Here is a 25,911-nt window from a genome sequence, read left to right on the forward strand (position 1 = left end):
CTTCCGCAATGTATTGTATGCAAGGTGCCACATGAAGAATAACTATTTTGCCAAGCGGATTATCCCCTGCCTCGATGTTAAAGACGGGCGTGTCGTTAAAGGGGTCAATTTTGTGGGGCTAAAAGATGCCGGTGATCCTGTCGAAGTTGCAAAACGCTACAACGAAGAGGGGGCAGATGAGATAACCTTTCTCGATATTACCGCTTCCCACGAAGAACGCGATACGATCGTTCATATCGTCGAGCAAGTAGCCCGTGAGGTTTTTATCCCTCTTACGGTTGGCGGCGGGATACGAGTTCTCGATGATATTTACAAACTTCTTGCCGTCGGGTGTGACAAAGTGAGTGTCAACTCTGCGGCGATTAAACGTCCTGAGTTTATTAATGAAGGGGCTAAACGGTTCGGTTCTCAGTGCATTGTGGTTGCCATTGATGTGAAACGTACGGGTGATCAGTATAACGTTTATCTTAACGGCGGTCGCGTCGATACGGGGATTAATGCATTAGAGTGGGCAAAAGAGGTCGTGGATCGCGGAGCGGGAGAGATTCTCCTCACCTCTATGGACGCCGACGGCACCAAAGCGGGATTTGATCTCTCGATCACCGAACAGATTAGTCGAGCCGTTAATGTCCCTGTTATTGCCAGTGGGGGTGCGGGGACGATGGAACATATTCGCGAAGCATTTGAACACGGTGCCGATGCGGCACTGGCGGCGAGTATTTTCCACTACAAAGAGATCGATATTATGGATCTGAAACGTTATCTATCGACTAACGGGATTCCGGTACGGCTATGATTTTATGCGCCGGCAATAACGAAACGTTTGATTTTGCGACACCGATAGGGGTGGGGCTGATCGACAGTGCTATCAATCTCACCCGCCATTGTTTGGTTCACAAACCCGAATTCCTCCTTTTTGTCGGGAGTGCGGGGAGTTACGGGGAGCATCAAATCAATGACATCATCGAGTCTAAAACGGCGGCTAACATCGAGTTAGGGTTTTTGGATAAAAGTGCCTATACACCGATAGATAACGTCATCTCCGCACAAACGGAAGAGATCAAAGATGTTATCGTTAACTCCTCAAACTACATCACGACGAGTGCGCGTGCAATGGAACAGATGAGAGCACTGGGGATGGGGATTGAAAATATGGAGTTTTTCACCGTTATGCGGGTGGCGCAAATTTTCGGTATCCCTGCCGGAGGAGTATTTTGTATCACCAACTATTGCGATGCCAATGCTCACCGCGACTTTATCGCCAATCACGGATTTGCTAAAGTATTGCTCCGTGAACATCTCAAAGAAAAAGGGTTGATTCGTGGCTAAGAAATGCATCCTCGACTACACCAAGACGGAACTCGCTAATTTGGTGAAACCTTCCTTTCGTGCCAAACAGATTTGGGGATGGATTTATCACCAGTACGCGACGAGTTTTGAGGCGATGGCGAATATTCCTAAGGCGATGCGTGAAGAGTTAGCATCTGAGTATGAGATTATGCCTCTTAAGATTGTGCGAAAAGAGTGTTCAACTGATGGGACGATCAAATATTTATTCGAACTGAGCGACGGGAAAACCGTTGAGACGGTGTGGCTCAAGATGAAAGACGAGTCGATCGATGATGAAGGAAATATCGAGCACGAAGCCCGTTTTACCGTCTGTGTTTCGACGCAGGTGGGATGTAAGGTGGGGTGTTCGTTTTGTCTTACCGCTAAGGGGGGATTTACCCGTGATTTAAGTGCGGGAGAGATCGTCGCACAGGTGTTGGCGGTGAAGATGGATAATAATCTCGCTGCGCATCGCCGTCTTAATATCGTCTACATGGGGATGGGGGAGCCGCTTGATAATCTGGAGAATTTAGCGAAAGCGATCACGATCCTTAAAGACGAAGAGGGGTTAAGTATTTCGGGGAAACGACAAACGGTTTCAACAAGTGGGCTAAGTACTAAAATTGATAAACTGGGGCAGATGGATTTAGGCGTTCATATCGCTATTTCACTTCATGCCGTAGATGATGAACTCCGTAGCGAATTGATACCGATGAATAAGGCGTATAATATCGCTTCGATCATCGAGGCGGTGAAGCGGTTCCCTATCGATACTCGTAAGCGGGTGATGTTTGAGTACCTCGTGATTAAAGGGAAAAACGATGATTTGGTTTCGGCTAAAAAACTGGTCAAACTGTTGCACGGAATTAAATCTAAAGTTAATTTGATCTTTTTTAACCCGTATGAGGGGTCTGATTATCAGCGTCCGACGCGTGCCGATATGGTGGCGTTTCAGGAGTATCTGATCAAACACGGAGTATTGTGTACGATTCGTGATTCTAAAGGGCTGGATATCAGTGCGGCGTGCGGTCAGTTAAAAGAAAAAGAATTAAGCGAGGTTGTGTAATGTCGGGGATGGATTGGTTTCAAGTCGGGTTTTTAGTGATCGTAGTCGGTGTCGGCCTCGGCGGCTTTATTTGGGCCGCTCTGAAAAAAGATTAGAACGTATATTTTAGCATTGCCTGAAAAACATCGTTATCGCTGTGGTAGCTGTTTTCATGGTAATAGTGCCATTCGGTTCCCGCTTCGAGTTTCCCCTCTTTAATTCCTATCATTTGTGTGAGGTCAAAAAGCAATTGATTTTGACTCAAAAAATCTCTTCCAGTCCAGTCGGTGAACCCTTCAAAATGCCATTGATTTCCTATAGGTACATAATAGTTCAATGAGAGTTGATAGGTATGATCGCCGAGGTTTTGATGCTTACGGTAGAGATTAACTCCAAAAACAGTGAATCCCGGAATATTTAAATCAACTCCTGCACCGTAGAGCCAAGCATGATACGTATCGGATCGGTTGTACTGAAACGCGGCATAGGTTTCACGAATAATTCCATTTGAAGTAGAAAAACCGCTTATTTTATCCAAGCTCAGACGAGGAGAAAACTCTCCGTAGAGGTCATTTTTTTTATCGGTAAACCGGAACCCCTCATGGGTGTAAGCATAGTCGACAAACATAAACACATCACCATAGGCAAAGGTACGATAATGTTCCGCAGTTATGGTATGTTTGGCACCATTTTGTGTGTCAAGAAACGTTTGCCCCTCAAAATCTCCGTAGAGATATTGAATATTGGTAGTTGAAAAAGCATTTAAACTCGTGGCTAAAAGAAGACTAATGAACACTAATCGAGGCATGATTTTCCTTTGGAATTTCAAATAAAGCATTGAGTTTTGAAATCAGATCAAGCGGATCACTCTGTGTTCCATGTACCATCATTCCAAAATGTAAATGGGGGCCGGTAATGCGCCCTGTCGCACCACTGAGGGCAATATTTTGTCCTTGCATAACATAATCACCCACTTGAACGTCGTATCGGCTGAGATGAAAATAACAACTGTAAATTCCTTCGCCGTGATCGATAATAATGGTTCCTCCCGCATAATAGCGATCTTCGGCTAGTACGACAATACCGTTATTGGTCGCAATGACAGGGATGGGTGTACGGGCTCTGAAATCGACTCCTCCATGGTAGCTTTTAAGTGTCCCGTTATAGGTGCGGGCAGAACCGTATTCACTCGTAATATAGGAATCAAGCGGTTGAATGAAAGGTTTATTCCAATAACGGACGGGGGTGAAATGTGTATATATCTCTTTTGCCTGCGCGCTTTCACGTTCTATTCTCTCCAGTGCTTCGGGGGGAGGGGTTACTTTCGAGGGGTCGACGCTAAGGGTTTCGGTGGGATAAGTAGCGTTTTGAATCGTAATCGGTATTGAGAGTATTTTACCGGGTGCGTTCCATGTAAGATTCATATCACCTAAGGGGGAGTAATAGTCGATAGGAAAGATAACGATCCCTTGTTGAGGAATTGAGGGATGAGAGAGAACGCTAATGTTGCGATCTTGGGTCACGATTGTTCCGGAGGGAGAGGGGAGTGTTAGGATCAGACTTTTGCCATTGTATCCCTCCCCTCCCCACAGGGATAAAAAACCAATCCATAAAGCGAATAATAGACGCATAAAATTCTCTCTTTTTCTAAAGATAGTTATGATTTTAACATTAAGGGCTTTGAAATCGGATTATTAGAAATAAGTTGTCAGAGAAATAGTATTTGAAAAGGGAGATTTATTTTTTGAAGAAGTCTACCGATGCCCATATAAATAGGGGTTTATCGATTGATGGTGCGGATGAAAGGACTTGAACCTTCACACCTTGCGGCACCAGATCCTAAGTCTGGCGTGTCTACCAATTTCACCACATCCGCACATATAAAAAGTCTAAGGTGGTACGCCCTAGAGGATTCGAACCTCTGACCGATGCCTTAGAAGGGCATTGCTCTATCCAGCTGAGCTAAGGACGCATGAGTATATATGGTGCGCCCGATAGGGTTCGAACCTATAACCTACGGATCCGAAGTCCGTTACTCTATCCAGTTGAGCTACGAACGCACAATCGCCTTCTAAAACATCGTGTATCAAAGGTGTTTCAAACCAGAAACAAATGGGGTGGGTGATGGGGATCGAACCCACGACCCTCAGAACCACAACCTGATGCTCTAACCGACTGAGCTACACCCACCATCTGTAATAAAGAATCTGTTTGAAAAAATACAAAAAAAGAAAAAAAACATGGTCGGGGCGAGAGGACTCGAACCTCCGGCCCCTTGGTCCCAAACCAAGTACTCTAACCAGACTGAGCTACGCCCCGACCTTCATCTAACTTAAACTCGAGTGAGCTAATTAGTGAGGCGAAATTATAGTCGAAAATATGAATATTGTCAAGACAAAGCGTAACAATGTTAAACGATGGGGGTATCTTTTGTCTGTGATGAGACTAAAAACTACAATGAGAGTGAAAAATTAATGTATAATAGAGACTTATTAGATGGAATGTGTAATGTGCTTGGAGTTGTTAGGTTAGGAGGGGAAATGAAAGGTATTTTTCGTAAAAAAGATATGTCCGGCGTGAGTGGAGAATTTCAGCGCAAATTGGGACTAATGGATGTGACGTTTATTGGTGTCGGTGCCGTTATAGGAGCGGGGATATTTGTTATTACGGGTCAGGCAGCGGCAACGATGGCAGGACCTGCGATTGTACTATCATTTTTACTCGGTGCCGTTATGATCGGTATTACAGCACTGATCTATGCGGAACTTAGCTCTGCCTATCCAGTAGCGGGGAGTGCCTATAGCTTTACATTTGCTTCGCTTGGTGAAGTTTTTGCATGGTTTGTCGGATGGAATTTACTGCTTGAATATGGTGTAGCAACTGCTGCTGTTGCAACAGGATGGTCAGGGTATTTACGCCGTTTTTTAGAAAACAGTATGGGGGTAGAAATTCCATTAGCCCTGAGCGGTGCGTATAATCCGAGTGCGGGAACCTATATCGATATCAGTGCATTTGGAATTATTTTAGCGATCTTTGTCCTTCTCGCGATTGGGATTAAAGAAAGTGCAAAAGTCAATACGGCCATTGTATTTATTAAGCTGGCAGTTTTAATTGTTTTTGTTGTTGTTGGATTACCACATGTTGATTTTAATAACCTTTCAAACTTTTTACCGTTTGGATGGGAAGGGGTTTGGCATGGGGCCGCATTGATTATTTTTGCTTATCTTGGGTTTGATGCAATCAGTACGGTGGCGGAAGAGACGAAAAATCCTGAACGGAATATCCCATTGGGTTTACTTCTTTCGTTGGCACTTTCTGTCGTCTTTTTTATTCTTGTGAGTTTTACCCTTACCGCAATCGTCCCCTATCAGGAGCTTAATGTACCTGATGCTCTTGCATTTGCCCTTTATAGAGTGAATGAACCTTTCGCCGCGAATGTTATTGCATTAGGGGCTGTTATTACGATTACAACCGTTATGATTGTCATGGGGCTTGGATTTACCCGTATCTTCTTTGCCCTTGCACGTGATGGGCTTCTCCCTAAAACATTGAGTGAAATTCATCCAAAGTACAATACACCTTATAAAGCAACCCTTATCGGCGGTGCTATTTTGAGTATTATGGCGGGATTGATTCCTCTCAAAACGTTAGCGGAATTGGTTAACATCGGAACATTATTCGCCTATTTGATGGTAGCGGTAGCGATTATCGTCTTGCGACGACAAAATATTATTCAGCCGGTATTTAAAGTCCCTGCGTTTAAGATCCTTATGCCGCTTAATTTTATCTTGATTATTTTCATGATGGCAGGATTACCGTTTGATACGTGGTTACGATTTATCGGTTGGTCTATTATCGGAATGTTGATTTACGCCTTTTACGGTGCTAAACGATCAAAGGCTGAGTGATGGCAGTGTCGGTATGGCGTCAAGTTTTAACTCTCCCTGTCATCGTTATTGCGATGGGGTATTTTGTTGATATTTACGATCTTATTTTATTCGGCGTAGTACGGGTCGAGAGTTTGACTGAACTGGGACTGGATAAAGATGGTGTTACCTTGTGGGGATCGATTATCCTGAACGCCCAAATGGGAGGGATGCTGATCGGCGGGATTCTTTGGGGTGTCCTCGGAGATAAAAAAGGGCGGCTTTCGGTGTTGTTTGCCTCGATTATCCTCTATTCGGTGGCGAATTTGCTAAATGCGTTTGTCACTAATGTCGAGCAGTACGCACTCCTGCGGTTTATCGCCGGTATCGGTTTGGCGGGTGAACTGGGGGCTGGGGTGACGCTGGTTGCCGAAATCCTCCCTAAAGAGCTACGGGGCTATGGGGTAATGAGTATTGCGGCGTTCGGTGTTCTCGGAGTTGTTGCCGCGAACATTGTGGCTGAAAATTTTGCATGGCGAAACGCGTATATCATCGGAGGGGTCCTCGGATTTTTGCTCTTAATTTTGAGATTTCGGGTTAGAGAATCGGAAATGTTTCAGCACCATGTGAGTGATGATATTAAGAGGGGACATTTCTTTGCCCTTTTTACCCACAAGAAGCTTTTCAGTAAATACATTAAAGCGATCGTGATCGGGATGCCGCTGTGGTATGTTGTCGGCGTTTTGGTGATGTTCTCCCCTGAGTTTGCCAAAGCCCTCGATATCATAGGGGAAGTAACGGCGGGTCAGGCACTGATGTACACCTATATCGGGTTATCGGTCGGTGATTTGGCGAGCGGATATTTGTCACAACAGATGCAAAGCCGTAAAGGGGCGTATACGATATTTATGGTTCTCTCGGTTGTGAGTGTCCTATACTATTTCACTCTATCGGGCGCAACGGCACAATCATTTTATGTGGCGGTCTTTTTACTGGGTGTGTTCTGCGGTTACTGGGCGCTCTTTATCACGATGGCGGCCGAGCAGTTCGGAACCAACATCCGTGCGACTGTTGCAACGACGGTTCCTAATTTTGTACGCGGTTCGGTCGTTCCGATTACGTCGAGCTTTATGCTTTTAAAAGAGAGTATGGGGGTTTTGGGCTCCGCTGCAGTAGTGGGGTCGGTTGTGTTTACGATTGCTTTGGTGGCACTTTATTTTACCCGTGAGACGTTTCATGAGGATTTGGACTATATCGAAGCTTGATAGATACTTTTCTTTTTAGAAAAGAAAAGTACGCAAAAGAAAAGCGCCCTCACACCAGAACGCTGGCGGTACGCTTTTGCCCTTCGGCAAGCGACCTTGCTCTTGGTGTGATGTGAGGGCATAATTATTTTAAAATTGGATCATTCCATCTATCGGTGAACTTGCCGTAGCATAGGGACGTTTCGGAATCCGTCCTGCTAAATAACTGAGTCTTCCTGCGATTACCGCATTCTTCATAGCTTCTGCCATCAGCATCGGATTTTGGGCTTGCGCAATCGCTGTGTTAGTAAGAACTCCATCCGCACCTAGCTCCATCGCTAACGCCGCATCACTGGCGCATCCGATCCCCGCATCGACGATAATAGGCACTTTGACCGCTTCACGTACAAACACGATGTTATATTTGTTTTGAACACCCAAACCTGAACCGATCGGGGCGGCAAGAGGCATGATTGCGTGAGCACCCGCATCTTCGAGACGGCGTGCCATGATTGGATCATCCGAGGTGTAGGCCATAATAGTAAATCCATCTTTGGCAAGAACTTCACACGCTTTGATCGTTTCCAAAACATCGGGATAGAGAGTTTTTTGAGTATCGCCGATCACTTCGAGTTTGATCAGATCGATCCCCGTTGCTTCGCGAGTGAGACGGAACAAGGTGATTGCCTCTTCGGCGGTGGTGCATCCTGCGGAGTTTGGGAGGAATTTTACATTGGTTCCCGCAAAGGTATCACGAAGATTCGGTTCGTTCGGATTGGTGATATTGAGACGGCGCACGGCGACGGTGATAAGCTCTGATCCTGATGCAAGGGTTGCCGCTTTGGTCGTTTCAAACGAGTCGTATTTTCCGCTTCCGACGATAAGACGGCTGCCGAGAGTATATTTTCCGATTTGTAATGTGTGCATAGGTATCCTTTATTAATCGTTGAGAATCTTAATAACGCTGAGCGGGAGAATATCATGCTCAATTTCGCGAATTTTAGCCGAAAATTCTTCTAAATTATCATTAGGATTTTTAGTAAAACTTTTTTGCAAGATTATTTCACCGCCGTCGAGTTCATCGGTAACCCAATGAACGCTGACCCCGCAGATTTTTTCATCGCTTTCATAACTTCGTTCGATTGCCCGAGCACCTTTGAATGCGGGTAGAAGCGAAGGGTGAAGGTTGATGGAGTGAATTTGTTTGGTAAATACGGGTGTGAGTATTCGCATAAATCCGCAGAGTACGACAAGATCAGGGGCATAATCGTGAATCATTTCGACCAGTGCGGCGTCATACTCTTCACGATTCTGGTACTCGGTGTGATCGCATACTTCGACCGGAATTCCGGCGGCACGAGCTTTAGAAATTCCTCCGGCATCGGGATTATTGGTGATGGCGCAGGTGATGATGGCGTGTTTGAGATGAATTTTTTCAATGAGGTTTGCGAGGTTTGTCCCCTCGCCGCTAAATAATGCAACAATTTTTTTCATAAAGAGGAGATTCTTTCTATAAGGTCAAATGGGGTGAGGGCATAGTTATTTTTATCGAATCGGCGCGCCGCAATAGTATGGGCAAGTGAGCCTTGGAGTGCCGCATCGAGCGGAGTATATTTTTGGGCTAATAGTGCACCGATAAGCCCACTAAGGACATCACCGCTTCCCCCTTTTGCCAGCGTAACCGTACCTAGCGGATTGATAAAAAATCGTTCACCTGTTCCGATGATGACATTGGAACCTTTAAGCACTAAAACCGCATTAGGATAGGCGGCGCAAAATTGCTCGACATAGGTAAAGCGGTTATTTTGCAGCGTTGCTACATCGATATCGGCAAGTCCCGTGACCCGTAGAATTTGAGTGAACTCTTTGGGGTGGGGAGTGAGGATGATCGATTCTCGTTTTAGTAATTTAGTAAACATCGGATGGTAAAAGATATCGGCATCCAAAACAAGAGGAAGAGTGTTGTCAAGCAAAACACTCAGTTCATCATCGCAAAACTCTCTACCAAGACCCATTCCCAACGCGATAGCGGTAGCAGAGGAGGGGAGCGAATGGCTTTGCATCAGCTCATACGGAACGGTGACGTTTTCATTACTGATGAGGCTTACCAACCCTATTCCGAAACGAAGTGCGGCAGAACCGGCGATGACGGATGCCCCGACTTTTTCACCGCATACAATGGCTAAGTGCCCATAGTTGCCCTTGTTGGTGGAGGTATGGATTCGGTGGGGAAGTGATAAATCATTTTCCTCTAGGATTTTCCATAAAGAGGGGGTTTCGTAGTAACGGCGGTGTATCCCCAAATCGGTAACAATGATCTCTCCGACCACCTCTTTGGCCGCATCGCTGAACAGTCCTCGTTTGAGTGAACCCATCGTAACGGTGATATCGGCATGAAAAATATGTTTGTCCAGAGTACCGTCGGCATGAAGACCGCTGGGGAGATCGCATGCGATTTTATACCCATTCGTCTGATTCATAAAGACCAAGGCTTCGATAGCGGTCGGCCCAAGGGTCCGATTTAGTCCCGAGCCGAAAAGTGCATCAACAACAACATCATATTCCCCTTCGAGCGGGGCATGTTTGAGCCCTAATGCCTCTGTACGATTTCGCTGTAAATGGGCAAGGGGTGAGCTTGCGCCGAAGGGAATATGAAGAGAGACAAGATAATCTCCTTCCAGTAGGCGTGCAAGGGCTAACCCATCCGCCCCGTTATTACCGCTTCCGCATACAATAAGGATAGATGAGTCGGAAGAAAAGCGTGCACGAATGACGTGTGCCATTGCGAGTGCAGCATGTTCCATCATCACCTCTTCGCTAAGGGCGAATTTGGTGACGCTACGTTGATCGAGAGAGGATACGTCAAGGTAAAGATTTTGCATAAACAAACACCAGCTTTAAAGGGTTATTGAGCTATAATAACTTTTATGAACAACGATTATATCGCAATAGCCAAAAACACACTTGAAATTGAAGCGCAAGCTCTTCGTGAAGGGTCGGAACGTCTTGGAGACGAGATCATTCGTGCCGTAGAAATTATTCTTGCGTGCAAAGGTAAATTAGTTATTACAGGTGTTGGGAAATCGGGGCTTATCGGGGCTAAAATCGCCGCAACATTTGCCTCGACGGGGACGCCGAGTTTTTTTCTCCACCCTACCGAAGCGTTGCACGGTGATTTGGGGATGATCGGTCGTGACGACGCGGTGTTAGCGATTAGCTACAGCGGAGAGAGTCCGGAACTCAGCTCCATCCTCCCTCACATCAAACGTTTTGATATCCCTCTCATCGGGATGACCCGAAACAGCGATTCTACTCTCGGACGTTACAGTGATGAGGTGATTAATATTAATGTCTCCGCCGAAGCGTGTCCTCTCGATATTGCTCCGACTTCTTCAACGACTCTCACCTTGGCGATGGGGGATGCTCTTGCAGTGTGCCTGATGAAGGCGCGAAACTTTCAAAAAGAGGATTTTGCCTCATTCCATCCCGGCGGTGCTTTGGGTAAACGGTTATTTGTCAAAGTGAGCGATTTGATGCGAACGGAAAACTTACCGATCGTGAATGAAAATACCCCGCTTAAAGAGGCGATACTCACCCTCAGTGAAGGGCGTTTAGGTACCGTTATGCTGACCGACAGGGAAGGAAAACTCTCCGGACTTTTGAGCGACGGTGATATCCGCCGCGCATTAATGAGCGAAGAGTTTTCACTCGAAGCTCCCGCCCAAGCATTCGCAACAAAAAATCCTCGTGTGATCGATGATGCAACGATGCTCGCTTCTGATGCGCTGGTATTGATCGAAGAGAAAAAAATTCAATTATTAGTTGTCACCGATAAAAACGGTACGATTCAAGGTGCATTGCACCTTCATACTCTTGTGGAAGCAGGTATCTCATGATGCGACTAAACAAATTTATCGCCCACTATTCGACCTATTCACGTCGTGAAGCCGATCAGGCAATTTTAGACGGATACGTTCGTATTGACGGTGAGATTGAAACCAATCCCGCGACACAAGTCGATGAGCGTCATGCTAACGTCATGATTAGCGGAAACAAAATCATCCCCACCGATCAATTTACCGTTATTGTTTATAACAAACCACGGGGTGAGCTTGTGACGAAAAAAGATCCTCAAGGACGTAAAACGATCTACGATTCTCTTGCAAAACAGTATCGCCATTATATCCCGGTCGGACGGCTCGACTTCGCTTCTGAGGGGTTATTGCTTCTTACCGATGCTTCACGCGTTGCAACGGCACTGATGACCTCTAAGATGGAACGAGTTTACAAGATTAAGATCAAGGGGCCTGTTACCGAGGGGATGAAAGTCGCTATGGGGGAAGGGCTTGAACTCGAAGACGCAAGTGCCGGAGCCCATGATCAAGCTCCTGAGGGGCCGATGAGTTTTGCTCCGTTTTATGCCTATCAGGTACAAAAAGACCAGGGGGATTATTCGGTGCTCAAAGTAGCTATCGGAGAGGGACAGAACCGTGAACTCCGCCGTTTTTTTGCCCATTTCGGTGCCGAAGTGGTGGATTTAAAACGGCTCAGTTTCGGCGGGATTGAGCTCAATAATCTCCCGACCGGAAAAGTGCGTTTCTTAGAGCGAAATGAGTATAGCTCATTGCGGGAATTTTTAGACGCAGTTGAAAAAGCAGAAAAACAGAAACAAAAAAACGAGAAAAAAGCCCCAAGAGCTGAGGGGAAACCGGAACATAAATCGACAAAAACATTCACCAAGGATAAGGCGAAAGCCAAAGCGAAGCCTAGTAATGAGCCTTTTAGTACCAACAAATATAAGCCTGAATCTAAATTTTCAAAAGGTGGTAAAAAATGAAAACACTCAAATTCCCAACCAGTCATAAAACACAACTAATGGATATTAGTGCGGAAGTAAAAGAAGCCGTTATTACCTCGGGGATTAAAGAGGGGATTTGTGTTGTTTTCACACCGCATACGACAGGTAGCGTTTTTTTGTTTGAAAATGCCGATCAAAACCTCCGCCGTGATTTACTCTCCGCACTTTCAAAAGTGATCCCGAGTGATGCTACTTATGCTCATGTCGGGAGTAATGCGGCGGCACATCTTAAATCATCCCGTATGGGTGCCTCGGTCTCTATTCCCGTTCATGACGGCCGCCCGATGTTCGGAAAATGGCAGGGTGTTTTCTTCGGTGAATTTGACGGTCCGCGTCAAGAGCGTGAAGTGATCATTAAAGTTATTGCAGGCTAATAATGGCTGATTATACCTATCTGCTTCGTCCAAAAAAATTTGACGATGTGGTAGGTCAAAATCACCTTTGCTCCCCTGGTGCACCTCTGCGATCCCTTTGCGAGGGGGGTAATCTTACCCACTCTTTTTTTTACGGTCCTCCCGGATGCGGTAAGACGACACTAGCCCGGATAATCGCGGAGGTAATGGGGCTCCCCTTTTATGAATTTAACGCAACCTCTTTAAAAATCGAAAATCTACGAAAGATTTTCGATCAATATGAAGGCTCGCTTACTAAGCCTTTGATCTTTATCGATGAGGTGCACCGTCTGGCAAAAAACCAGCAAGAGGTGTTACTCCCCGTTATGGAAAAAAACAGTGTGTTAGTGATCGGGGCATCGACGGAAAATCCCTATTTTAGCCTTACTGCAGCGATGCGTTCACGCTCATTGCTGTTTGAACTCCATTCAATAGAGCATGAAGCGTTAGAAGATTTGTTAGTTCGTACTTCCGTTGAAATGGATGAGGAAGCACGTGAATATTTGATTGCCAGCTCAGGTGGCGATGCTAGGGCGATGCTTAAACTGCTCGAAGTTGCTTCTGCATTGAACAAATCGATTACTCTTGCGCTCCTAAAATCACTCCGCCCTGCGGCACAAAGTTTGGGAAGTTCCGAAGCAGGGGTCCATTATGACCTCGCTTCCGCCCTTATCAAAAGCATCCGAGGTTCCGATCCCGATGCGGCGATCTATTACCTCGCCCGTCTTATCGAGGGGGGAGAACCACCTGAATTTATCGCACGCCGTCTCGTGATCCTCTCCTCTGAAGATGTGGGGAATGCAAATCCTCAGGCGTTGACTTTGACCACCTCGGCGATGATGAGTGTGAAGCAAATCGGCTATCCCGAAGCGCGTATAATCCTAGCTCAAGCGGTGATCTATCTCTGCGCATCCCCGAAATCGAACACGGCGTATAACGCGATCAATACGGCGCAAAGTGCCGTTAAAAACGGAGTGATCATCGATATTCCAGAGCATTTGCGTCAACAGCATAAAGGGTATTTATATCCGCATGACTTCGGCGGTTGGGTAGAACAAAAGTACCTCTCCAAACCCCTCAAATTTGTCGAGTTTAAAAACAGCGGTTATGAAGCGAAGATGGGGGAGTGGATAGAGAAGGTGTGGGGAAATAAAGATTGATAGAATTAGCCGTAAATATCAATTTTTGGATAATTCGCATCCAACATATCGAGCGTACCAGTGCCACTTAAAAAGTAAGGATTTTGAGATATCTGTTCTTGTGTATGAAGTGCCTCTTTTTGGAAAGTCTCTTCCATTTGTTTCTCTTCGGCTTCGGAGAGGATGCTGCTTAAGCCGATGTTATAGTTCTGGAGGCGAGTACCGTCGTTTAACTCGGGATGATCCTCCAGTAGGTCTTCGTGAAATTCTTGAGTATCATCGATAATTTGTTGGCGGAAATTTGTACCGAATTCATCCTGCAACCCCTCAGCTAACGTAACGGTACCATCGAGGTTTGCATCCATTTGGAGGGTGTGGTCGAGTTCTTTTTCGACGGTATTTTCAAATCTGGTGTATTGTGATGAAGAGATATCGCGTTTATAGGTGTAGCCTTGTGCTTTGTTTTCCGCTTTCTCTTTGTCTGTCTCAAACAGGTGGTGAGCATCGCCGGAACGCCCTAGACTCTGATAGTTATCTCCCCCCATCCCCGCATTGACCTGAACCAGTTTTTCCCCAATATAATCATAGTCTCTTTGACGTTCGAAAGCGATGGTAAGGGCTTGCGCTTCGTTCTCCTCGATTCTCCCATTTCTATCGGCATCCGCTTTTTCGTAGCTGCGATCTTCACGGATATTTTGCATCCAGCCAGCGACAAAATTTTCCACCTTGCCGTTTAGTCGCAGCACTCCGTCATTCCGCTCAAAAAAGTTGTTGCTATCGCCGAATTTTTCTTTGAGATTGTCGATGGTCTTTTTGGAGAGGTCGAAGATGAGGATTTCACCGCTCCCCATCGGATCGCGAATAGCGACGAGTTGTGTCATATCATCCATGGAACCGTCGGAGTGGGTGATGTATGTGTGTATAGAGGTATCGACGGACAATTTTTCGCTCTGGAGTTCATTGAGAGCGAGTTTTTCAAAACCAGTAGCCGATGAGCGGTAGACATCTCCCTCAACCGTTACTTTCGTCGGCTCTTTTTTAAGCTGCTGTAACTCCTCAAATGTATGCACTTTAGGAGTATGCGTTTGGTAAGGTATGTTATGAAATGCGGATGAAGAAATGGAAATTCCCATAGTCTACTCTTTACATTTATTTTGATGATATATCGGATAATGGGGAAAAATCTAAAATAAAAAGAGGTATGGAATTTATTTTTTTTGGCATTATAATTGCTTATACTTATACAACACATAGGAGTATTATATGATTGTAGCATCAGCCACTCAACCTGGGTACATACCAGCGACAAACAAAACAACGGCGATTAATACCTCTTCAGCGTATGAGAGTGTTACACCTACAACTACACAGCAAACCGATCAAAAAGCTGAAATACAAAAGAAAGAAGAACCTACAAAAGCAACAACAGAGGTTCAAAGTGAAACTCAAGAACCCATAATAACGGCACAGCAAGAGATAGAAATAAAGCAACAAGTAACGCAGACTATGAGTGAGACAGAAGAGAGTCCGCTTGCTACGGCTATACAAGAGAGTTCTAAAGAGTCGCAAGCAACGGGAAAAATGGCTGAGATGCAAGAGAAGTATAAAGATGTTTATACTCCTATCCCTGAGACTTATTCAAAAGCGGATGAAGACCTTCAAATTGCTAAAGTTAAAGAGGCATATCCGAATTATATATCTGGTCCAGAATTATTTGAATTAGTTAATAAAATATATACCGAAGAATTAGGTGGTGAGCCTATTAGGTTAGGACAAGCTATTACACAAGACCAGACAGATAAACAAAAACAAGCTTGGGATAAAGTTAACGCAATGTTTGGCGGGGAAGAAGCTTTAAACAAAATGATAGCAGGGGCGCAAGCGATTCAAATTCAGTATCCAATAAATGATTGGGCAAAAGAAGGTGTGTCAAATGCAAAAGAGCTAGCACGCTTTCAAAATGCGGCTGTTTATGAAGGATTGGAAAGTGGTAAAACTGTTGAAGAAGCTAAAAAATATGTGGGTTCCATTAGAGATTCGTATATGGATTTGAGCGGTATGTCGGATACATTTGTGGAAAAATTGATAAAAGCAGGACGAATAGATCCAATCGCCAAACAAATGGACCCTGATAGATTTAAACCAGACTTCAATTCTCCAATCAACACTACATGGGATCTAAGACAATATGGTATAGAGGGTGACTGGACAAAAAACAATATTTATAACAATGATAAAGCGATGATTTCAGAGCTTGAGAAAAAGGTAAATCAATTCAATTTTATGTTAAATAACGAAAATCTTATACAACAAGCCAATAGTAAGCTTGACCCATCAGATCAAAACCTTGCACAAGCAAGTCATTATAAAGAATGGATTAATGATCAATACTTACCTGAAGTACAAAAGGCACTCGATATTTTCAAAAACTATAAGATTTATGACTCTATAGATGTAAAAGGGTAAGCAGTTCTTTCGTCATCCCGTACTTGATATGGGATCCACGCCTTTAGGTTTTTAGATTCCGTGTCGGAGTCCTAAAGGATTTCCTTCGGTCACGCGGAATGACAAAGGTGTGGCGCAAACGGCGTTAAACGCTGTAATACGATGCTTCTTTATGATGCACAACCAATGCTGTCGTACTTTGTTCTGGATGGATTTGGAACGTCTCAGAGAGGGTAATACCAAACTCTTCGGGTTTGAGCAAATCAAAAATAATCCGACTCGGTTCCAAATCAGGACATGCAGGATAGCCGAAACTGTAACGTGCCCCCGCATAGCGATTGAGGCGGACATCGCGCAAACTGAACCCCTCATCATCACTCGCGATATTAAGATCGAGGCGGATCTGTTTGTGTGCTACTTCGGCTAACGCTTCGGCAAGTTCCACACCAAACCCGTGAACCAGATTGTATTCCAAGTATTCATTATTAGCGTATAGCTCTTTTTCATACTCACTAAATTTGTCCCCGACGCTAACACACGTTAGCGGTAATACATCATCGCGCTTATGGGTGAAGAAGTCACTCAATGCACGGTGCGGTGCTTTTCGCTGGCGTGGAAACTCAAAGACGTATTTAGCGTTTCCAATCACTTCTTCTAGCGGTTGTCGGTTAGCGTTTGCATCGATATTCCATCCGCAGCTCTCATCGAAAATGAGGATTTCTTGGTCACTGCTTCGGACGGGATAGTATCCGTAGATCACGGTAGGATCAAACAACCCCCGCTTGATAATCTCTGATTTAATACGCTCATAGGCGGGGTAGACTTTGGTCTCTAAGAGTTTTTTGTACTCTTCTACCGGCATACCGGCACGTTTGTATCCCCAGTGCATTTTAAAGAGGCTTCGTTTATTGATCCAGCCGCACACCATATCAAAATCGAGCTGCTCTTTACGTAATACTCGCCGTCCCCAAAACGGAGGGGTGGGGATTTTCACTTCGCTCGGCATCTTTAGCTCATGATACGGAGGGATCACAATGTCGATCACCTCTTTGAGCGGTTTTTCAATCATATCACCGCCGAGGCGGGTATCGAGCCCGACACTCGGATCGGCATTGTATTTCTCGATGCGGCTCATCGCGATAACGCCGTCAAACGCATCACGGCAGTAGAATATTGCCCCTTGATAAATCGGTCGGCAGAAATCATCAACAAAACTGCGGGTGAGTGCCGCACCGCCGAGAAGTACAGGTGTCGTAATCCCCATGCTCGCCATGATTTCAAGATTGTCTTTCATCACTTGGGTCGATTTAACGAGGAGTCCTGACATCCCGATAGCGTGAATATCGTTCTCTTTCATAACATCGAGATACTCTTCGAGTTCGGTTTTGATCCCGATATTGATCACCTTGAACCCGTTGTTGGAGAGGATAATATCGACGAGGTTTTTCCCTACGTCGTGGACATCCCCTTTGACGGTGCCGATCACGAGGGTGGTATCGGTATCTTTTTCCTGTTTGGAGAGGTAGGGGTTGAGATAATCGACGGTCGTTTTCATTGTCTCGGCACTTTGCAGAACAAACGGTAACTGCATTTTCCCCGATCCGAAAAGCTCACCGACGATTTTCATCGCATCGATAAGGATCTCATTAACGATGCGGTCGGGGTTGATCGTGTGGCGTGCTTTTTCGACCAAAGGAACCATCCGCTCTTTATCCCCATCAAGGAGGAGTTGGGCAATTTTTTCCTCATCGCTCATCGCCTCATAGGCTTCGTCGTTTTTACCGTTATCAATAGTTTTATCACTGAAATGGCCGATAAATTTAAAGAGCGACTGATCATCGGGATGGAACAGTAGTTCTTCACAGATAGAGCGATCTTCCTCTGACATTTTGGCAAGGGGTACGATGTGTTTGACGTTGATAATGACGCTGGTCATTCCCGCTTCGAGACAGTGGTGTAAAAAGACGCTGTTGAGATAGACACGGGCATTCATGCTCAGACCGAACGAGATGTTTGAGAGTCCCAGTGTCGAGCCGACGTTCGGATACTTGGCGTGGAGCTGACGTATCGCTTCGAGTGTTTGGATCGCCGCATCGCGGTACTCCAAATCGCCGCTTCCCACGGTAAAGGTGAGCATGTCGAACATCAAGTTTCTAGGATCAATCCCGTGACGGTTGACACACAAATCGTAGATGCGGGTCGCAATCCGTATTTTATCCGCCGTTGTTTTCGCCATCCCTTTTTCGTCGATCACGAGACACACCAGTGCCGTTCCGAATTTTTTGGCGAGAGAACAAATGGCGTCTAAACGCTCTTCCCCGTCTTCGAGGTTGACCGAGTTGATGATCGGTTTTCCGCCGATACATTTGAGCGCCTCTTCCATCGTATTGACCCGCGTCGCGTCAGGCATGAGAGGGAGAGGAATTTTTTGGTTGTAGAGTCTCATTACGTGCGCCATATCGACTGCACCGTCACGCCCTGCAAACTCGACGTTGACATCGAGACAATGGGCTCCGTCGCGCACTTGGGCTTGTCCAACGCTGAGAGTCCCTTCGTAATCGCTGGCGATGATGAGCTCGCGAAATGCTTTCGATCCCGTCGAGTTGGAGCGTTCTCCGATGAGGAGCGGTGAGGGTTCTTGGATCAGTTCCACCGTATTGAAGAGCGATGCGATAGAGGGTTTCATTGCTCCGCTGGGCTTTTTCGGGGCGATAGTCGAGACTTTATTCACGAGAGCGCGGATATGCTGAGGGGTAGTTCCGCAGCAACCGCCGAGAAAACTCACTCCATCAAAATTTAAAAAATCGCATTGCAACTGGGCGAACTCATCGGGTCCCATCGGATAGTACGAATATCCGCCGCGATTTTGTGGTAATCCGGCATTGGCGTGGACGGAGATAGGTTTAGCCCATACCTCAGAGAGGGTACGAACGTGTTTACCGTATTGTTCAGGCCCCGTACCGCAGTTGAATCCGAGACTGAGGATATCGAACGGCTCTAGGATCGTAGCGATGGTTTGTGCATCGGTTCCGATGAGCATACTTCCCGCCAACTCGATGGTTACGGAGACCATAATCGGCAGAGTCGCTCCTCGCTCTTTATTCGCCGCTTCGCAGGCGTGGAGTGCCGCTTTTATCTGTAACGGATCTTGGCAGGTTTCTAAGAGGAAAATATCGCATCCGCCATCGATCAATCCTAGAGCGCATTCCAAATAGCCTGTGAACATTTCATCGTAGTGGATGTGTCCGAGTGAGGGAAGTTTCGTTCCCGGTCCGATCGAACCGAGGACAAATCGGGGATGTTCAGGTGTGGAAAACTTCTCACACTCCGCCTTGCATACTTCTGCCCCTGCACGTGAGAGCTCATACGCGCGATGACCGATCCCGTATTCATCGAGTACCCAGCTAAAGGAGCCGAAAGTATTGGTGGTGATGAGATCCGCTCCGGCGGTGAGATAGGCGTGAAAAATATCGCTCATTACCTCAGGAGCGGTGACGTTGAGGAGCTCGTTACACCCCTCAAGCCCTTCCCATGCACTCTCAGGAATTTTATCGGCACGTTCTTGAAGCTGTGTTCCCATCGCACCGTCGATAATAAGGGGGCGAAGTTGAATCGTTTCAAGAAGCGTATTTTTAACCGACATAGTAAAAACCTTGTTAGAGATAAAAGTATAATGGACGGGATTTTATCGAAGTGTAGCCTAAAGGGTTCTAAGTATGAAAATATAATTCTTTCGATACACTCTTAGCTATGAAAAAATTGCTTTTTTTAGTCCTTCTTTTTACTACCTTTTTATGGTCGAAAGAGTCCGTAACACTACAATTGCCGTGGCTACATCAGTTTCAATTTGCCGGATATTACATTGCTAAGCAAAAAGGGTATTACGCAGATGCGGGACTAGAGGTAACGATCCTCGATGCGGATAAAAAAGAGACGGCACTCAAGAACGTTATGGACGGAAAAGCGCAGTACGGTGTCGGGCATTCATCCTTAATCGTAAATTATATTAACGGTGCTCCGCTTGTTTTAATGGCAGCAATCTACCAATCTTCCCCGATCGTGTTACTAACACGTAAAGATGCGCATATCCTAAGTGCTAAAGATCTTATAAACAAACGGGTGATGTTGACAGACGATATGGTGCAATGGGCTGAAATGCAGGCAATGCTTAGAAGTGTCGGTCTCAGTAGTGATGATTTGAAACTTCAATCTCATTCATTTAATCCGTTGTCTTTGGCACGGGGGGAAACTGACGCAATGCTGGCGTATGTTTCCAATGAACCGTTTATTTTAAATAAAATGGGGGTAGAAACCCATTCGATTAATCCGAAAGAGTACGGGTTTGATTATTACAGCGATATTTTATTTACTACAAAAAATGAAACGTTAAAAAATCCAAAAAGGGTAGAAGCATTTTATGATGCGTCAATGCGGGGGTGGATTTGGGCGTTTGATCATATCGAAGAGACGGCGGAGCTTATTTATCATAACTATAACCCACAGCATAAATCACTGGAAGCGCTTATTTATGAGGGGAAAGTCCTAAAAGAACTGGCATTTCGTCCCAATACCGCATTCGGCTCGATTAATCCGATGCGTTTAGAGATGATTGCACAGGGATATCGACTTATGGGCGTAGTTAGATCTATCCCTTCGTTTGAGCCGTTGCTGTATAAAAACCATACTTTACATTTAAGTGTTGAAGAAAAAGAGTGGCTTAAAGCGCATCCGGTCATCCGCGTCGGAATAGATCATAATTGGCCTCCGATCGAATCATTGGATGAGAAAGGGAGGCATACGGGTATTAGTGCTTCGTACTTGAATCTTCTCGAGAAACGGCTCGGTGTCCGTTTCGAAGTCGATTATAGCCGTCAACACTGGAGTGATTCGATTCGTGCAGTCAAAAATAAAGAGCTTGATATGCTCTCAGGTGCTGCGATTACCGATAAACGGCGAGATAATCTTTTATTTAGCCACCCGTATTTAAAACAATCAATGGTCATAGTGACCGATTCAGGGGTCGGATATGTAAATGATCTAAACGATCTCAACGGGAAAAAAGTGGCGGTTGTCCGCTCTTATGCAAGTGAAGAATTTCTACGCTCCCATTATCCGAAAATCATTCCAGTGTTAGCGGATACGTCGCTAGAGGCTCTCCAGAGCGTTGCTTCAGGCGACGTGTATGCGTGTGTTGAGGGATTAAGTGTCGTAAGTTATTTGATAGAGCGACATAAGCTAAAAAATATCAAGGTTGCCGGAGAGACACCGTTTCGTTATGAACTTGCGTTTGCTTTTCGGAACGACTGGGGGATGCTGGCTTCGATATCCGATAAAGTTTTAGCTTCTATGACCCCCACTGAATACGAGGAGATCCACGGTCGTTGGTTGGTGAGCGAAGAGGGTGAACCGATTAATTATCGAATTGTATGGGGAATTATAGGGTTTATGGTGGTTTTGTTTATTTTAGTCACCTATAAGAACCATCGTTTAGATGTTTTAGTCCGCCAACGAACCGGTGAACTCGAAATTTTTAATCAACGGCTTCAAGAAGAGATTGAGAAAGCGGTTGAAAAGAATCGAAAGCAGGAAAAACTGCTGATGCAACAAGCTAAAATGGCCGAGATCGGATCTATGCTTGAATCGATCGCCCATCAGTGGCGTCAGCCCTTGAATATCTTGGGGCTCTCCATGACGCGATTGAATCTTAGTTGCGCTCTAGAGGGGAACGGAGAGTCGGCAAAGGTTATTGAAATTGCGGAAGCGCAAATTGAGTATATGTCACAAACCATCGATGATTTCCGTAATTTTTTCAAGCAAGATCGCAGTCAAATTCCGGTTAATATAAACAGCATGGTTAATGATGTCGAAGCGTTGCTCGGCCCTTTACTTTTACGTAAGAAAATTAAAGTTGAGCGGGAAATTGATCCTGAGATAGAAGTTTTAGTCTATCCTAATGAACTTAAACAGGTGATGATTAACTTGATCAATAATGCCAGAGAGTCGATCGAACAGCATCGAAGCAGTGAGCGATTTATCCGTATTCGCTGTATTACCGATAAACGTTATTGTACGATTGCTATTGAAGATACGGGAGGAGGGATACCCTCATCTATTATCGATAAAATTTTTGATCCCTATTTTACGACTAAATTTGAGTCTCAAGGGACGGGGATCGGTTTGTATATGGCCAAAACCATTATCGAAAAACACTTTTTAGGCAAACTGAGTGTTTATAATACGGGTAAAGGGGCATGTTTCGAGATCCGACTTAATCGAGAGATAAAAGGGGATTTCGACACACTACCTCAAAACAATGATTCCCCTCCTCATACCGATAGTTAAAGGTAAAATTATGAGCGTTGAGAATTGATTTAATGATATAAAGTCCTAACCCAAAACTGTGCGGATTCTCATGTTGATGAAGAAACGGTTCGCATAAAGAGTCCAGAGTACACCCCTTCGGCCACGGTTCCCCTAAATTATAAAAGAGAATCCTCTCCCCTACTTGTATAACGGTTACTTTACCATCGGAGCTGTATTTGATAGCATTGTCGATGAGATTTTTAAAAACGGTAACCAATACATCGCTATCGGCAGAAATGGGGGATCCGTCAACTATTGTTTCAACTACATTATCACCTAAAAAAAGTAGCCCTTTTGCCTTATCGATCAGTTGTTTTGGGTCACACGTCTGAATGTGGGGTGCCAATGCCCCTGAGGTTATTTGTTCGAGACGAACCAGCTCGGCAATTAAATGTTCCATTCGAAAAAAAGCCCGTTCCAAAATCGATTTTTCTTCACTATTTTTTAGAAAAGGTAAAGAGAGTTTTCCCACCGTGATAGGGGTTTTGAGCTCATGCATAATATTTCTCAAAAAAAGTCGCCGTGCTTCAAGGAGGGCTTGGTTCTTTTGCATGGCATTATCCAATGCGGTGGCAACCAGAGAAATCTCATCTTTTTGATAACGATTTAGGGGAATATATGTCCCCTCCAAACCATACTGTGTGATGGAATATTTCAATGTTTTGAGAGGAAAGAGTGTTTTGATGATGAACCAATATAACACAAATAAAACGAGCATTAAAGAGATTAAAAGGGCTTCACTCCAAAGAGGTTGTTTTGCCGCATCGGTTTTGATGACTAACAGAGGCGGTACGGCTTTTGTTAAGTAAATGTAGAGATGATTTTCATCTTTTAATATTTGTATCCGTCCTTCATTGATGGAGGATTTAATCTCTTCAGGATAATTTTTAGGGATAACGGTAAGGGCATTTTTGAGTGTTTTGATTAAATCAGGGTGAGGTTCGGCAACACTGTAACCGTGTTCTTGCAAATAAGATCTGCGCATAGGCGGAGCAAGCGGGACACTTTTACGTAAAACCAAAAGCATATTGCCCGCTTCACTCTCTATCCTATGGGTATACTCTTGGGCAAGTTTTTGTTGTAACGCAAAAAAACCTAACCCCATCGCGATAAAGGTGATAATAAAAAATAGAGTAATACGGAGAAAAATACTTTGCATCATTAATTATCCTGAAAACCGGTAGCCGCTTCCCCGAATTGAGTGAATAAAGCGTGGATTTTTGGGATCTTTTTCAATTTTTTGTCGCAAACGGCTGATAATAACATCGATGGTTCGCGCCGAACTTTCCCAAGAGATCGCTTCAGAATTATTGGAGAGAAAGTCGCGGCTAAGGGTTTGATTGGGATGAAGGATAAAGAGTGCGAGCAATTCATATTCAGCACGTGTAAGAGAAAGAGATGCATCGTTATAGATAATGGTCTGCTCATTTTCATTGAGGGTAAATAATTTATTTTTTTTCTCAAGTGTTGGGCGATAACGGCGTAGAACACTTTTGATTCGGGCAATCAGTTCACGCGGCTCATAGGGTTTTGGGAGGTAATCGTCCGCTCCGTATTCTAAACCGATCACTTTATCATTAATATCGCTTCGCGCACTGGAAATGACGATAGGGATATCGGTTTTTTGACGGATCATTTTGCACAGTTCGAGCCCATCCATTTGCGGCAAGGTTAAATCCAAAATGATGAGATCAAAATGATCATTATCTAATAGGTTCAAGCCGGCGGAAGGGGTGGAAACGGCATTAAGCGCTATCCCGTAGTTTTTGAGATAGTTGACTAATAACGTTGTAATATCCGGGTCGTCTTCGACCATCAAAGCTTGGAGCATAAGTCCCTTTCTTAATTTAGATTACATAAATTTTTTTGTCGAGTACAAAAAAGTTTTCGTTGTTGAGGTGTCAGTACTTCGATCCGCTTTGCGTTCGAATGACGTTTCACCTGTTCTACTGTTGCATCGATCCGTTGAAGCTGTTTGATTTGATTCGTGGTGAGATTCAAATCAGATGCCATGGCAATAGGGGTCTGGGTAGATGCCCATATGCAAGCGTAACTCAAAACAATGAAAATGAGGGGACGAATCATAAGATACTCCTTGGGTACAAATATGACCTCATAATGAGGTTGGACATTTGACAGTATGACGTAGCGATGTTAACGAAGGGCAAAAGAATGATAAACGAATGTAAAAAGAATTATAACGTTACTTTGAAGTGAAGAGGAATGAGAGTATAAGCATCTGTATTGCTCTTAAGAGCAAAAACGTAGTTAGTTGACCATCCAGCTGGCACGTTTGGATCGACGTAGTTTTTTAAGCAACATTTTTTCTAACGGTGACATTTTTTCCATTGGGTTTCTCCTTATCAAATATAAACGACATCGTATCGGTAAAAGATTACCGTACGATAACGTGTTTTGACGAAACATTGACATTATAAACCTATAAAAATATAAATTATTCAAATAGTTGATTAAAAAATAATCAACTTAAGAAGTAGAATCAATGGATATTTTTCAAGCCCTATACAGTACTAACAGCCGATAATCGTGTTAATAATAAAAGGATGAATCAATGGAAAAAGCACTTTTAGGTGGCGGATGTTTTTGGTGTATCGAAGCGGTCTATAATCGTGTGAGCGGGGTTCAGAGTGCACTCAGTGGATATGCCGGAGGTGCGCGTAAGAACCCTAGTTATGAGCAAGTGTGCAGTGGAGCAACGGGACATGCGGAAGTAGTTGAGGTTACATATGAACCTGAGATTATTTCGTATAAAGCAATTTTAGATATTTTTTGGGAAATTCACGATCCGACTACCCTTAATGCCCAAGGCTCAGATCGGGGGACGCAGTACCGTTCCGTCATCTATTACTACGATGAGGTTCAAAAAGCTAAAGCAGAAGAATCTATGGCAAAGGCGCAAAAATCGCTTAGTGCTCCTATCGTGACTGAGCTATCACCTGCACCTGAATTTTATGCCGCTGAAGAGTACCATCAAAATTATTACAGTGAACATCCGACGCAGGGGTATTGTCATATCGTGATTGCACCGAAGATTGAAAAGTTTATGAAAATTTTTGGGGATAAAGTAAAAAGAGGTTAAAGAAAGTGGCTCTCCCAGATACCTGCGGCACAAAAGATGAACGGGTGTGCTGCTGTATTCCTACCCTGACACGATGTCCGTCCATCCCCTTGCACAGGTCTAGAAGAGTTGGCGAATTATAGCCGTTTAA

23 protein-coding genes, 5 tRNA genes and 1 other RNA gene are annotated in these 25,911 nt (G+C 44.7%); 12 read left to right on the top strand and 17 right to left on the bottom strand.

The genetic code is table 11. The features are described from left to right. The first annotated feature begins 31 nt into the window (after positions 1 to 31). From hisF to rlmN, 3 genes are read left to right on the top strand one after another with little or no spacing between them, the layout of a single operon-like run. Positions 32 to 796 (top strand): imidazole glycerol phosphate synthase subunit HisF, encoded by a 765-nt coding sequence (gene hisF, locus RMO68_RS03165; protein ID WP_310439268.1) that lies wholly within the window; start codon positions 32 to 34, stop codon positions 794 to 796. Beyond that, positions 793 to 1,329, top strand: a complete 537-nt coding sequence (locus tag RMO68_RS03170; RefSeq protein WP_310439269.1) for a purine-nucleoside phosphorylase — start codon at positions 793 to 795, stop codon at positions 1,327 to 1,329. Before hisF ends, RMO68_RS03170 begins: the two co-directional genes overlap by 4 nt. After that, a complete protein-coding gene (gene rlmN, locus RMO68_RS03175) occupies positions 1,322 to 2,395 on the top strand; it encodes a 23S rRNA (adenine(2503)-C(2))-methyltransferase RlmN (protein ID WP_310439270.1) in 1,074 nt (357 codons plus the stop codon). Before RMO68_RS03170 ends, rlmN begins: the two co-directional genes overlap by 8 nt. Positions 2,396 to 2,486: 91 nt before the next feature. On the opposite strand, the gene RMO68_RS03180 is transcribed toward rlmN, so the two are convergent. From RMO68_RS03180 to RMO68_RS03210, 7 genes are all read right to left on the bottom strand, one after another. Next, a complete protein-coding gene (locus RMO68_RS03180) occupies positions 2,487 to 3,182 on the bottom strand; it encodes an outer membrane protein OmpK (protein ID WP_310439271.1) in 696 nt (231 codons plus the stop codon). Further along, positions 3,160 to 4,005, bottom strand: coding sequence for a M23 family metallopeptidase (locus RMO68_RS03185; RefSeq protein ID WP_310439272.1), 846 nt, complete (start codon positions 4,003 to 4,005; stop codon positions 3,160 to 3,162). Before RMO68_RS03185 ends, RMO68_RS03180 begins: the two co-directional genes overlap by 23 nt. A gap of 160 nt (positions 4,006 to 4,165) precedes the next feature. Beyond that, positions 4,166 to 4,250 (bottom strand) — tRNA-Leu (locus tag RMO68_RS03190). Between the two features lie 19 nt (positions 4,251 to 4,269). Then, positions 4,270 to 4,346, bottom strand: a tRNA-Arg gene (locus RMO68_RS03195). An 11-nt stretch (positions 4,347 to 4,357) separates the two neighbouring features. Next, positions 4,358 to 4,434, bottom strand: a tRNA-Arg gene (locus tag RMO68_RS03200). A 53-nt stretch (positions 4,435 to 4,487) separates the two neighbouring features. Beyond that, a tRNA-His gene (locus RMO68_RS03205) sits at positions 4,488 to 4,564 on the bottom strand. Positions 4,565 to 4,615: 51 nt separating this feature from the next. Further along, positions 4,616 to 4,693 (bottom strand) — tRNA-Pro (locus tag RMO68_RS03210). A 221-nt stretch (positions 4,694 to 4,914) separates the two neighbouring features. On the opposite strand from RMO68_RS03210, the gene RMO68_RS03215 reads away from it, so the two are divergent. Both RMO68_RS03215 and RMO68_RS03220 read left to right on the top strand, forming a co-directional pair. Continuing rightward, positions 4,915 to 6,282, top strand: a complete 1,368-nt coding sequence (locus RMO68_RS03215) for an amino acid permease (protein ID WP_310439273.1) — start codon at positions 4,915 to 4,917, stop codon at positions 6,280 to 6,282. Then, the gene (locus RMO68_RS03220; protein WP_310439274.1) at positions 6,282 to 7,505 is read left to right on the top strand and encodes an MFS transporter; all 1,224 of its coding nucleotides are present in this window, start codon (positions 6,282 to 6,284) and stop codon (positions 7,503 to 7,505) included. The genes RMO68_RS03215 and RMO68_RS03220 overlap by 1 nt, the downstream gene beginning before the upstream one ends. 129 nt (positions 7,506 to 7,634) lie before the next feature. On the opposite strand, the gene RMO68_RS03225 is transcribed toward RMO68_RS03220, so the two are convergent. Genes RMO68_RS03225 through RMO68_RS03235 form a run of 3 tightly spaced genes read right to left on the bottom strand, consistent with a single transcriptional unit; the run spans position 7,635 to position 10,366 of the window. Then, the gene (locus tag RMO68_RS03225; protein WP_310439275.1) at positions 7,635 to 8,411 is read right to left on the bottom strand and encodes a thiazole synthase; all 777 of its coding nucleotides are present in this window, start codon (positions 8,409 to 8,411) and stop codon (positions 7,635 to 7,637) included. Positions 8,412 to 8,423: 12 nt separating this feature from the next. Then, positions 8,424 to 8,978 carry a phosphoribosylglycinamide formyltransferase gene (gene purN, locus RMO68_RS03230; RefSeq protein ID WP_310439276.1) on the bottom strand — a complete coding sequence of 185 codons (555 nt, stop codon included), beginning with the start codon at positions 8,976 to 8,978 and terminating at the stop codon, positions 8,424 to 8,426. Beyond that, on the bottom strand, positions 8,975 to 10,366 hold the full coding sequence (locus tag RMO68_RS03235; protein ID WP_310439277.1) for an NAD(P)H-hydrate dehydratase: 1,392 nt from the start codon (positions 10,364 to 10,366) through the stop codon (positions 8,975 to 8,977). Before RMO68_RS03235 ends, purN begins: the two co-directional genes overlap by 4 nt. 45 nt (positions 10,367 to 10,411) lie before the next feature. Between RMO68_RS03235 and RMO68_RS03240 the strand changes: the two genes are divergently transcribed. From RMO68_RS03240 to RMO68_RS03255, 4 genes are read left to right on the top strand one after another with little or no spacing between them, the layout of a single operon-like run. Continuing rightward, a complete protein-coding gene (locus RMO68_RS03240; RefSeq protein WP_310439278.1) occupies positions 10,412 to 11,380 on the top strand; it encodes a KpsF/GutQ family sugar-phosphate isomerase in 969 nt (322 codons plus the stop codon). Continuing rightward, positions 11,377 to 12,321, top strand: coding sequence for a pseudouridine synthase (locus RMO68_RS03245; protein WP_310439279.1), 945 nt, complete (start codon positions 11,377 to 11,379; stop codon positions 12,319 to 12,321). The genes RMO68_RS03240 and RMO68_RS03245 overlap by 4 nt, the downstream gene beginning before the upstream one ends. Continuing rightward, positions 12,318 to 12,716 (top strand): secondary thiamine-phosphate synthase enzyme YjbQ, encoded by a 399-nt coding sequence (locus RMO68_RS03250; RefSeq protein ID WP_310439280.1) that lies wholly within the window; start codon positions 12,318 to 12,320, stop codon positions 12,714 to 12,716. The genes RMO68_RS03245 and RMO68_RS03250 overlap by 4 nt, the downstream gene beginning before the upstream one ends. Before the next feature lie 2 nt (positions 12,717 to 12,718). Further along, positions 12,719 to 13,894: a replication-associated recombination protein A gene (locus RMO68_RS03255; RefSeq protein ID WP_310439281.1), complete on the top strand. Its 1,176-nt coding sequence runs from the start codon at positions 12,719 to 12,721 to the stop codon at positions 13,892 to 13,894. Between the two features lie 5 nt (positions 13,895 to 13,899). Here the strand turns inward: RMO68_RS03255 and RMO68_RS03260 are convergent, their stop codons facing one another. Continuing rightward, positions 13,900 to 14,943, bottom strand: a complete 1,044-nt coding sequence (locus tag RMO68_RS03260) for a hypothetical protein (RefSeq protein WP_310439282.1) — start codon at positions 14,941 to 14,943, stop codon at positions 13,900 to 13,902. A 193-nt stretch (positions 14,944 to 15,136) separates the two neighbouring features. On the opposite strand from RMO68_RS03260, the gene RMO68_RS03265 reads away from it, so the two are divergent. Further along, positions 15,137 to 16,339, top strand: a complete 1,203-nt coding sequence (locus tag RMO68_RS03265; RefSeq protein WP_310439283.1) for a hypothetical protein — start codon at positions 15,137 to 15,139, stop codon at positions 16,337 to 16,339. Positions 16,340 to 16,463: 124 nt separating this feature from the next. Here the strand turns inward: RMO68_RS03265 and metH are convergent, their stop codons facing one another. Then, entirely contained in the window at positions 16,464 to 19,961 is a 3,498-nt protein-coding gene (gene metH / locus RMO68_RS03270) for a methionine synthase (protein ID WP_310439284.1), read from the bottom strand. A gap of 107 nt (positions 19,962 to 20,068) precedes the next feature. Between metH and RMO68_RS03275 the strand changes: the two genes are divergently transcribed. Beyond that, positions 20,069 to 22,660 carry an ABC transporter substrate-binding protein gene (locus RMO68_RS03275; protein WP_310439285.1) on the top strand — a complete coding sequence of 864 codons (2,592 nt, stop codon included), beginning with the start codon at positions 20,069 to 20,071 and terminating at the stop codon, positions 22,658 to 22,660. On the opposite strand, the gene RMO68_RS03280 is transcribed toward RMO68_RS03275, so the two are convergent. The 4 genes from RMO68_RS03280 to RMO68_RS03295 all read right to left on the bottom strand — a co-directional run bounded on the left by RMO68_RS03280 (position 22,587) and on the right by RMO68_RS03295 (position 25,114). Continuing rightward, a complete protein-coding gene (locus RMO68_RS03280; protein WP_310439286.1) occupies positions 22,587 to 23,843 on the bottom strand; it encodes an ArsS family sensor histidine kinase in 1,257 nt (418 codons plus the stop codon). The two genes, RMO68_RS03275 and RMO68_RS03280, sit on opposite strands and share 74 nt — an antisense overlap. 3 nt (positions 23,844 to 23,846) lie before the next feature. Continuing rightward, a complete protein-coding gene (locus RMO68_RS03285) occupies positions 23,847 to 24,512 on the bottom strand; it encodes a response regulator transcription factor (RefSeq protein ID WP_310439287.1) in 666 nt (221 codons plus the stop codon). An 11-nt stretch (positions 24,513 to 24,523) separates the two neighbouring features. Further along, entirely contained in the window at positions 24,524 to 24,766 is a 243-nt protein-coding gene (locus tag RMO68_RS03290) for a hypothetical protein (RefSeq protein WP_310439288.1), read from the bottom strand. Between the two features lie 183 nt (positions 24,767 to 24,949). Continuing rightward, complete coding sequence (locus RMO68_RS03295; protein WP_310439289.1) at positions 24,950 to 25,114, bottom strand: hypothetical protein; 165 nt, start codon at positions 25,112 to 25,114, stop codon at positions 24,950 to 24,952. Between the two features lie 139 nt (positions 25,115 to 25,253). Here RMO68_RS03295 and msrA point away from each other — a divergent pair, with 139 nt between their 5' ends. Next, positions 25,254 to 25,781: a peptide-methionine (S)-S-oxide reductase MsrA gene (gene msrA, locus RMO68_RS03300; RefSeq protein WP_310439290.1), complete on the top strand. Its 528-nt coding sequence runs from the start codon at positions 25,254 to 25,256 to the stop codon at positions 25,779 to 25,781. Positions 25,782 to 25,789: 8 nt separating this feature from the next. On the opposite strand, the gene ffs is transcribed toward msrA, so the two are convergent. Continuing rightward, an RNA gene (ffs, locus tag RMO68_RS03305) (signal recognition particle sRNA small type) lies at positions 25,790 to 25,887 on the bottom strand. Positions 25,888 to 25,911: the final 24 nt, after the last annotated feature.

The organism is Sulfuricurvum sp., from assembly GCF_031427015.1.
Taxonomy (GTDB): domain Bacteria; phylum Campylobacterota; class Campylobacteria; order Campylobacterales; family Sulfurimonadaceae; genus Sulfuricurvum.

Coding starts and splice junctions, on each gene's coding strand:
- hisF (WP_310439268.1), top strand. CDS start 32: ATGAAGAATAACTATTTTGCCAAGCGGATTATCCCCTGCCTCGATGTT.
- RMO68_RS03170 (WP_310439269.1), top strand. CDS start 793: ATGATTTTATGCGCCGGCAATAACGAAACGTTTGATTTTGCGACACCG.
- RMO68_RS03180 (WP_310439271.1), bottom strand. CDS start 3,182: ATGCCTCGATTAGTGTTCATTAGTCTTCTTTTAGCCACGAGTTTAAAT.
- RMO68_RS03185 (WP_310439272.1), bottom strand. CDS start 4,005: ATGCGTCTATTATTCGCTTTATGGATTGGTTTTTTATCCCTGTGGGGA.
- RMO68_RS03215 (WP_310439273.1), top strand. CDS start 4,915: ATGAAAGGTATTTTTCGTAAAAAAGATATGTCCGGCGTGAGTGGAGAA.
- RMO68_RS03220 (WP_310439274.1), top strand. CDS start 6,282: ATGGCAGTGTCGGTATGGCGTCAAGTTTTAACTCTCCCTGTCATCGTT.
- RMO68_RS03225 (WP_310439275.1), bottom strand. CDS start 8,411: ATGCACACATTACAAATCGGAAAATATACTCTCGGCAGCCGTCTTATC.
- purN (WP_310439276.1), bottom strand. CDS start 8,978: ATGAAAAAAATTGTTGCATTATTTAGCGGCGAGGGGACAAACCTCGCA.
- RMO68_RS03235 (WP_310439277.1), bottom strand. CDS start 10,366: ATGCAAAATCTTTACCTTGACGTATCCTCTCTCGATCAACGTAGCGTC.
- RMO68_RS03240 (WP_310439278.1), top strand. CDS start 10,412: ATGAACAACGATTATATCGCAATAGCCAAAAACACACTTGAAATTGAA.
- RMO68_RS03245 (WP_310439279.1), top strand. CDS start 11,377: ATGATGCGACTAAACAAATTTATCGCCCACTATTCGACCTATTCACGT.
- RMO68_RS03250 (WP_310439280.1), top strand. CDS start 12,318: ATGAAAACACTCAAATTCCCAACCAGTCATAAAACACAACTAATGGAT.
- RMO68_RS03255 (WP_310439281.1), top strand. CDS start 12,719: ATGGCTGATTATACCTATCTGCTTCGTCCAAAAAAATTTGACGATGTG.
- RMO68_RS03265 (WP_310439283.1), top strand. CDS start 15,137: ATGATTGTAGCATCAGCCACTCAACCTGGGTACATACCAGCGACAAAC.
- metH (WP_310439284.1), bottom strand. CDS start 19,961: ATGTCGGTTAAAAATACGCTTCTTGAAACGATTCAACTTCGCCCCCTT.
- RMO68_RS03275 (WP_310439285.1), top strand. CDS start 20,069: ATGAAAAAATTGCTTTTTTTAGTCCTTCTTTTTACTACCTTTTTATGG.
- RMO68_RS03280 (WP_310439286.1), bottom strand. CDS start 23,843: ATGATGCAAAGTATTTTTCTCCGTATTACTCTATTTTTTATTATCACC.
- RMO68_RS03285 (WP_310439287.1), bottom strand. CDS start 24,512: ATGCTCCAAGCTTTGATGGTCGAAGACGACCCGGATATTACAACGTTA.
- RMO68_RS03290 (WP_310439288.1), bottom strand. CDS start 24,766: ATGATTCGTCCCCTCATTTTCATTGTTTTGAGTTACGCTTGCATATGG.
- RMO68_RS03295 (WP_310439289.1), bottom strand. CDS start 25,114: ATGTCAATGTTTCGTCAAAACACGTTATCGTACGGTAATCTTTTACCG.
- msrA (WP_310439290.1), top strand. CDS start 25,254: ATGGAAAAAGCACTTTTAGGTGGCGGATGTTTTTGGTGTATCGAAGCG.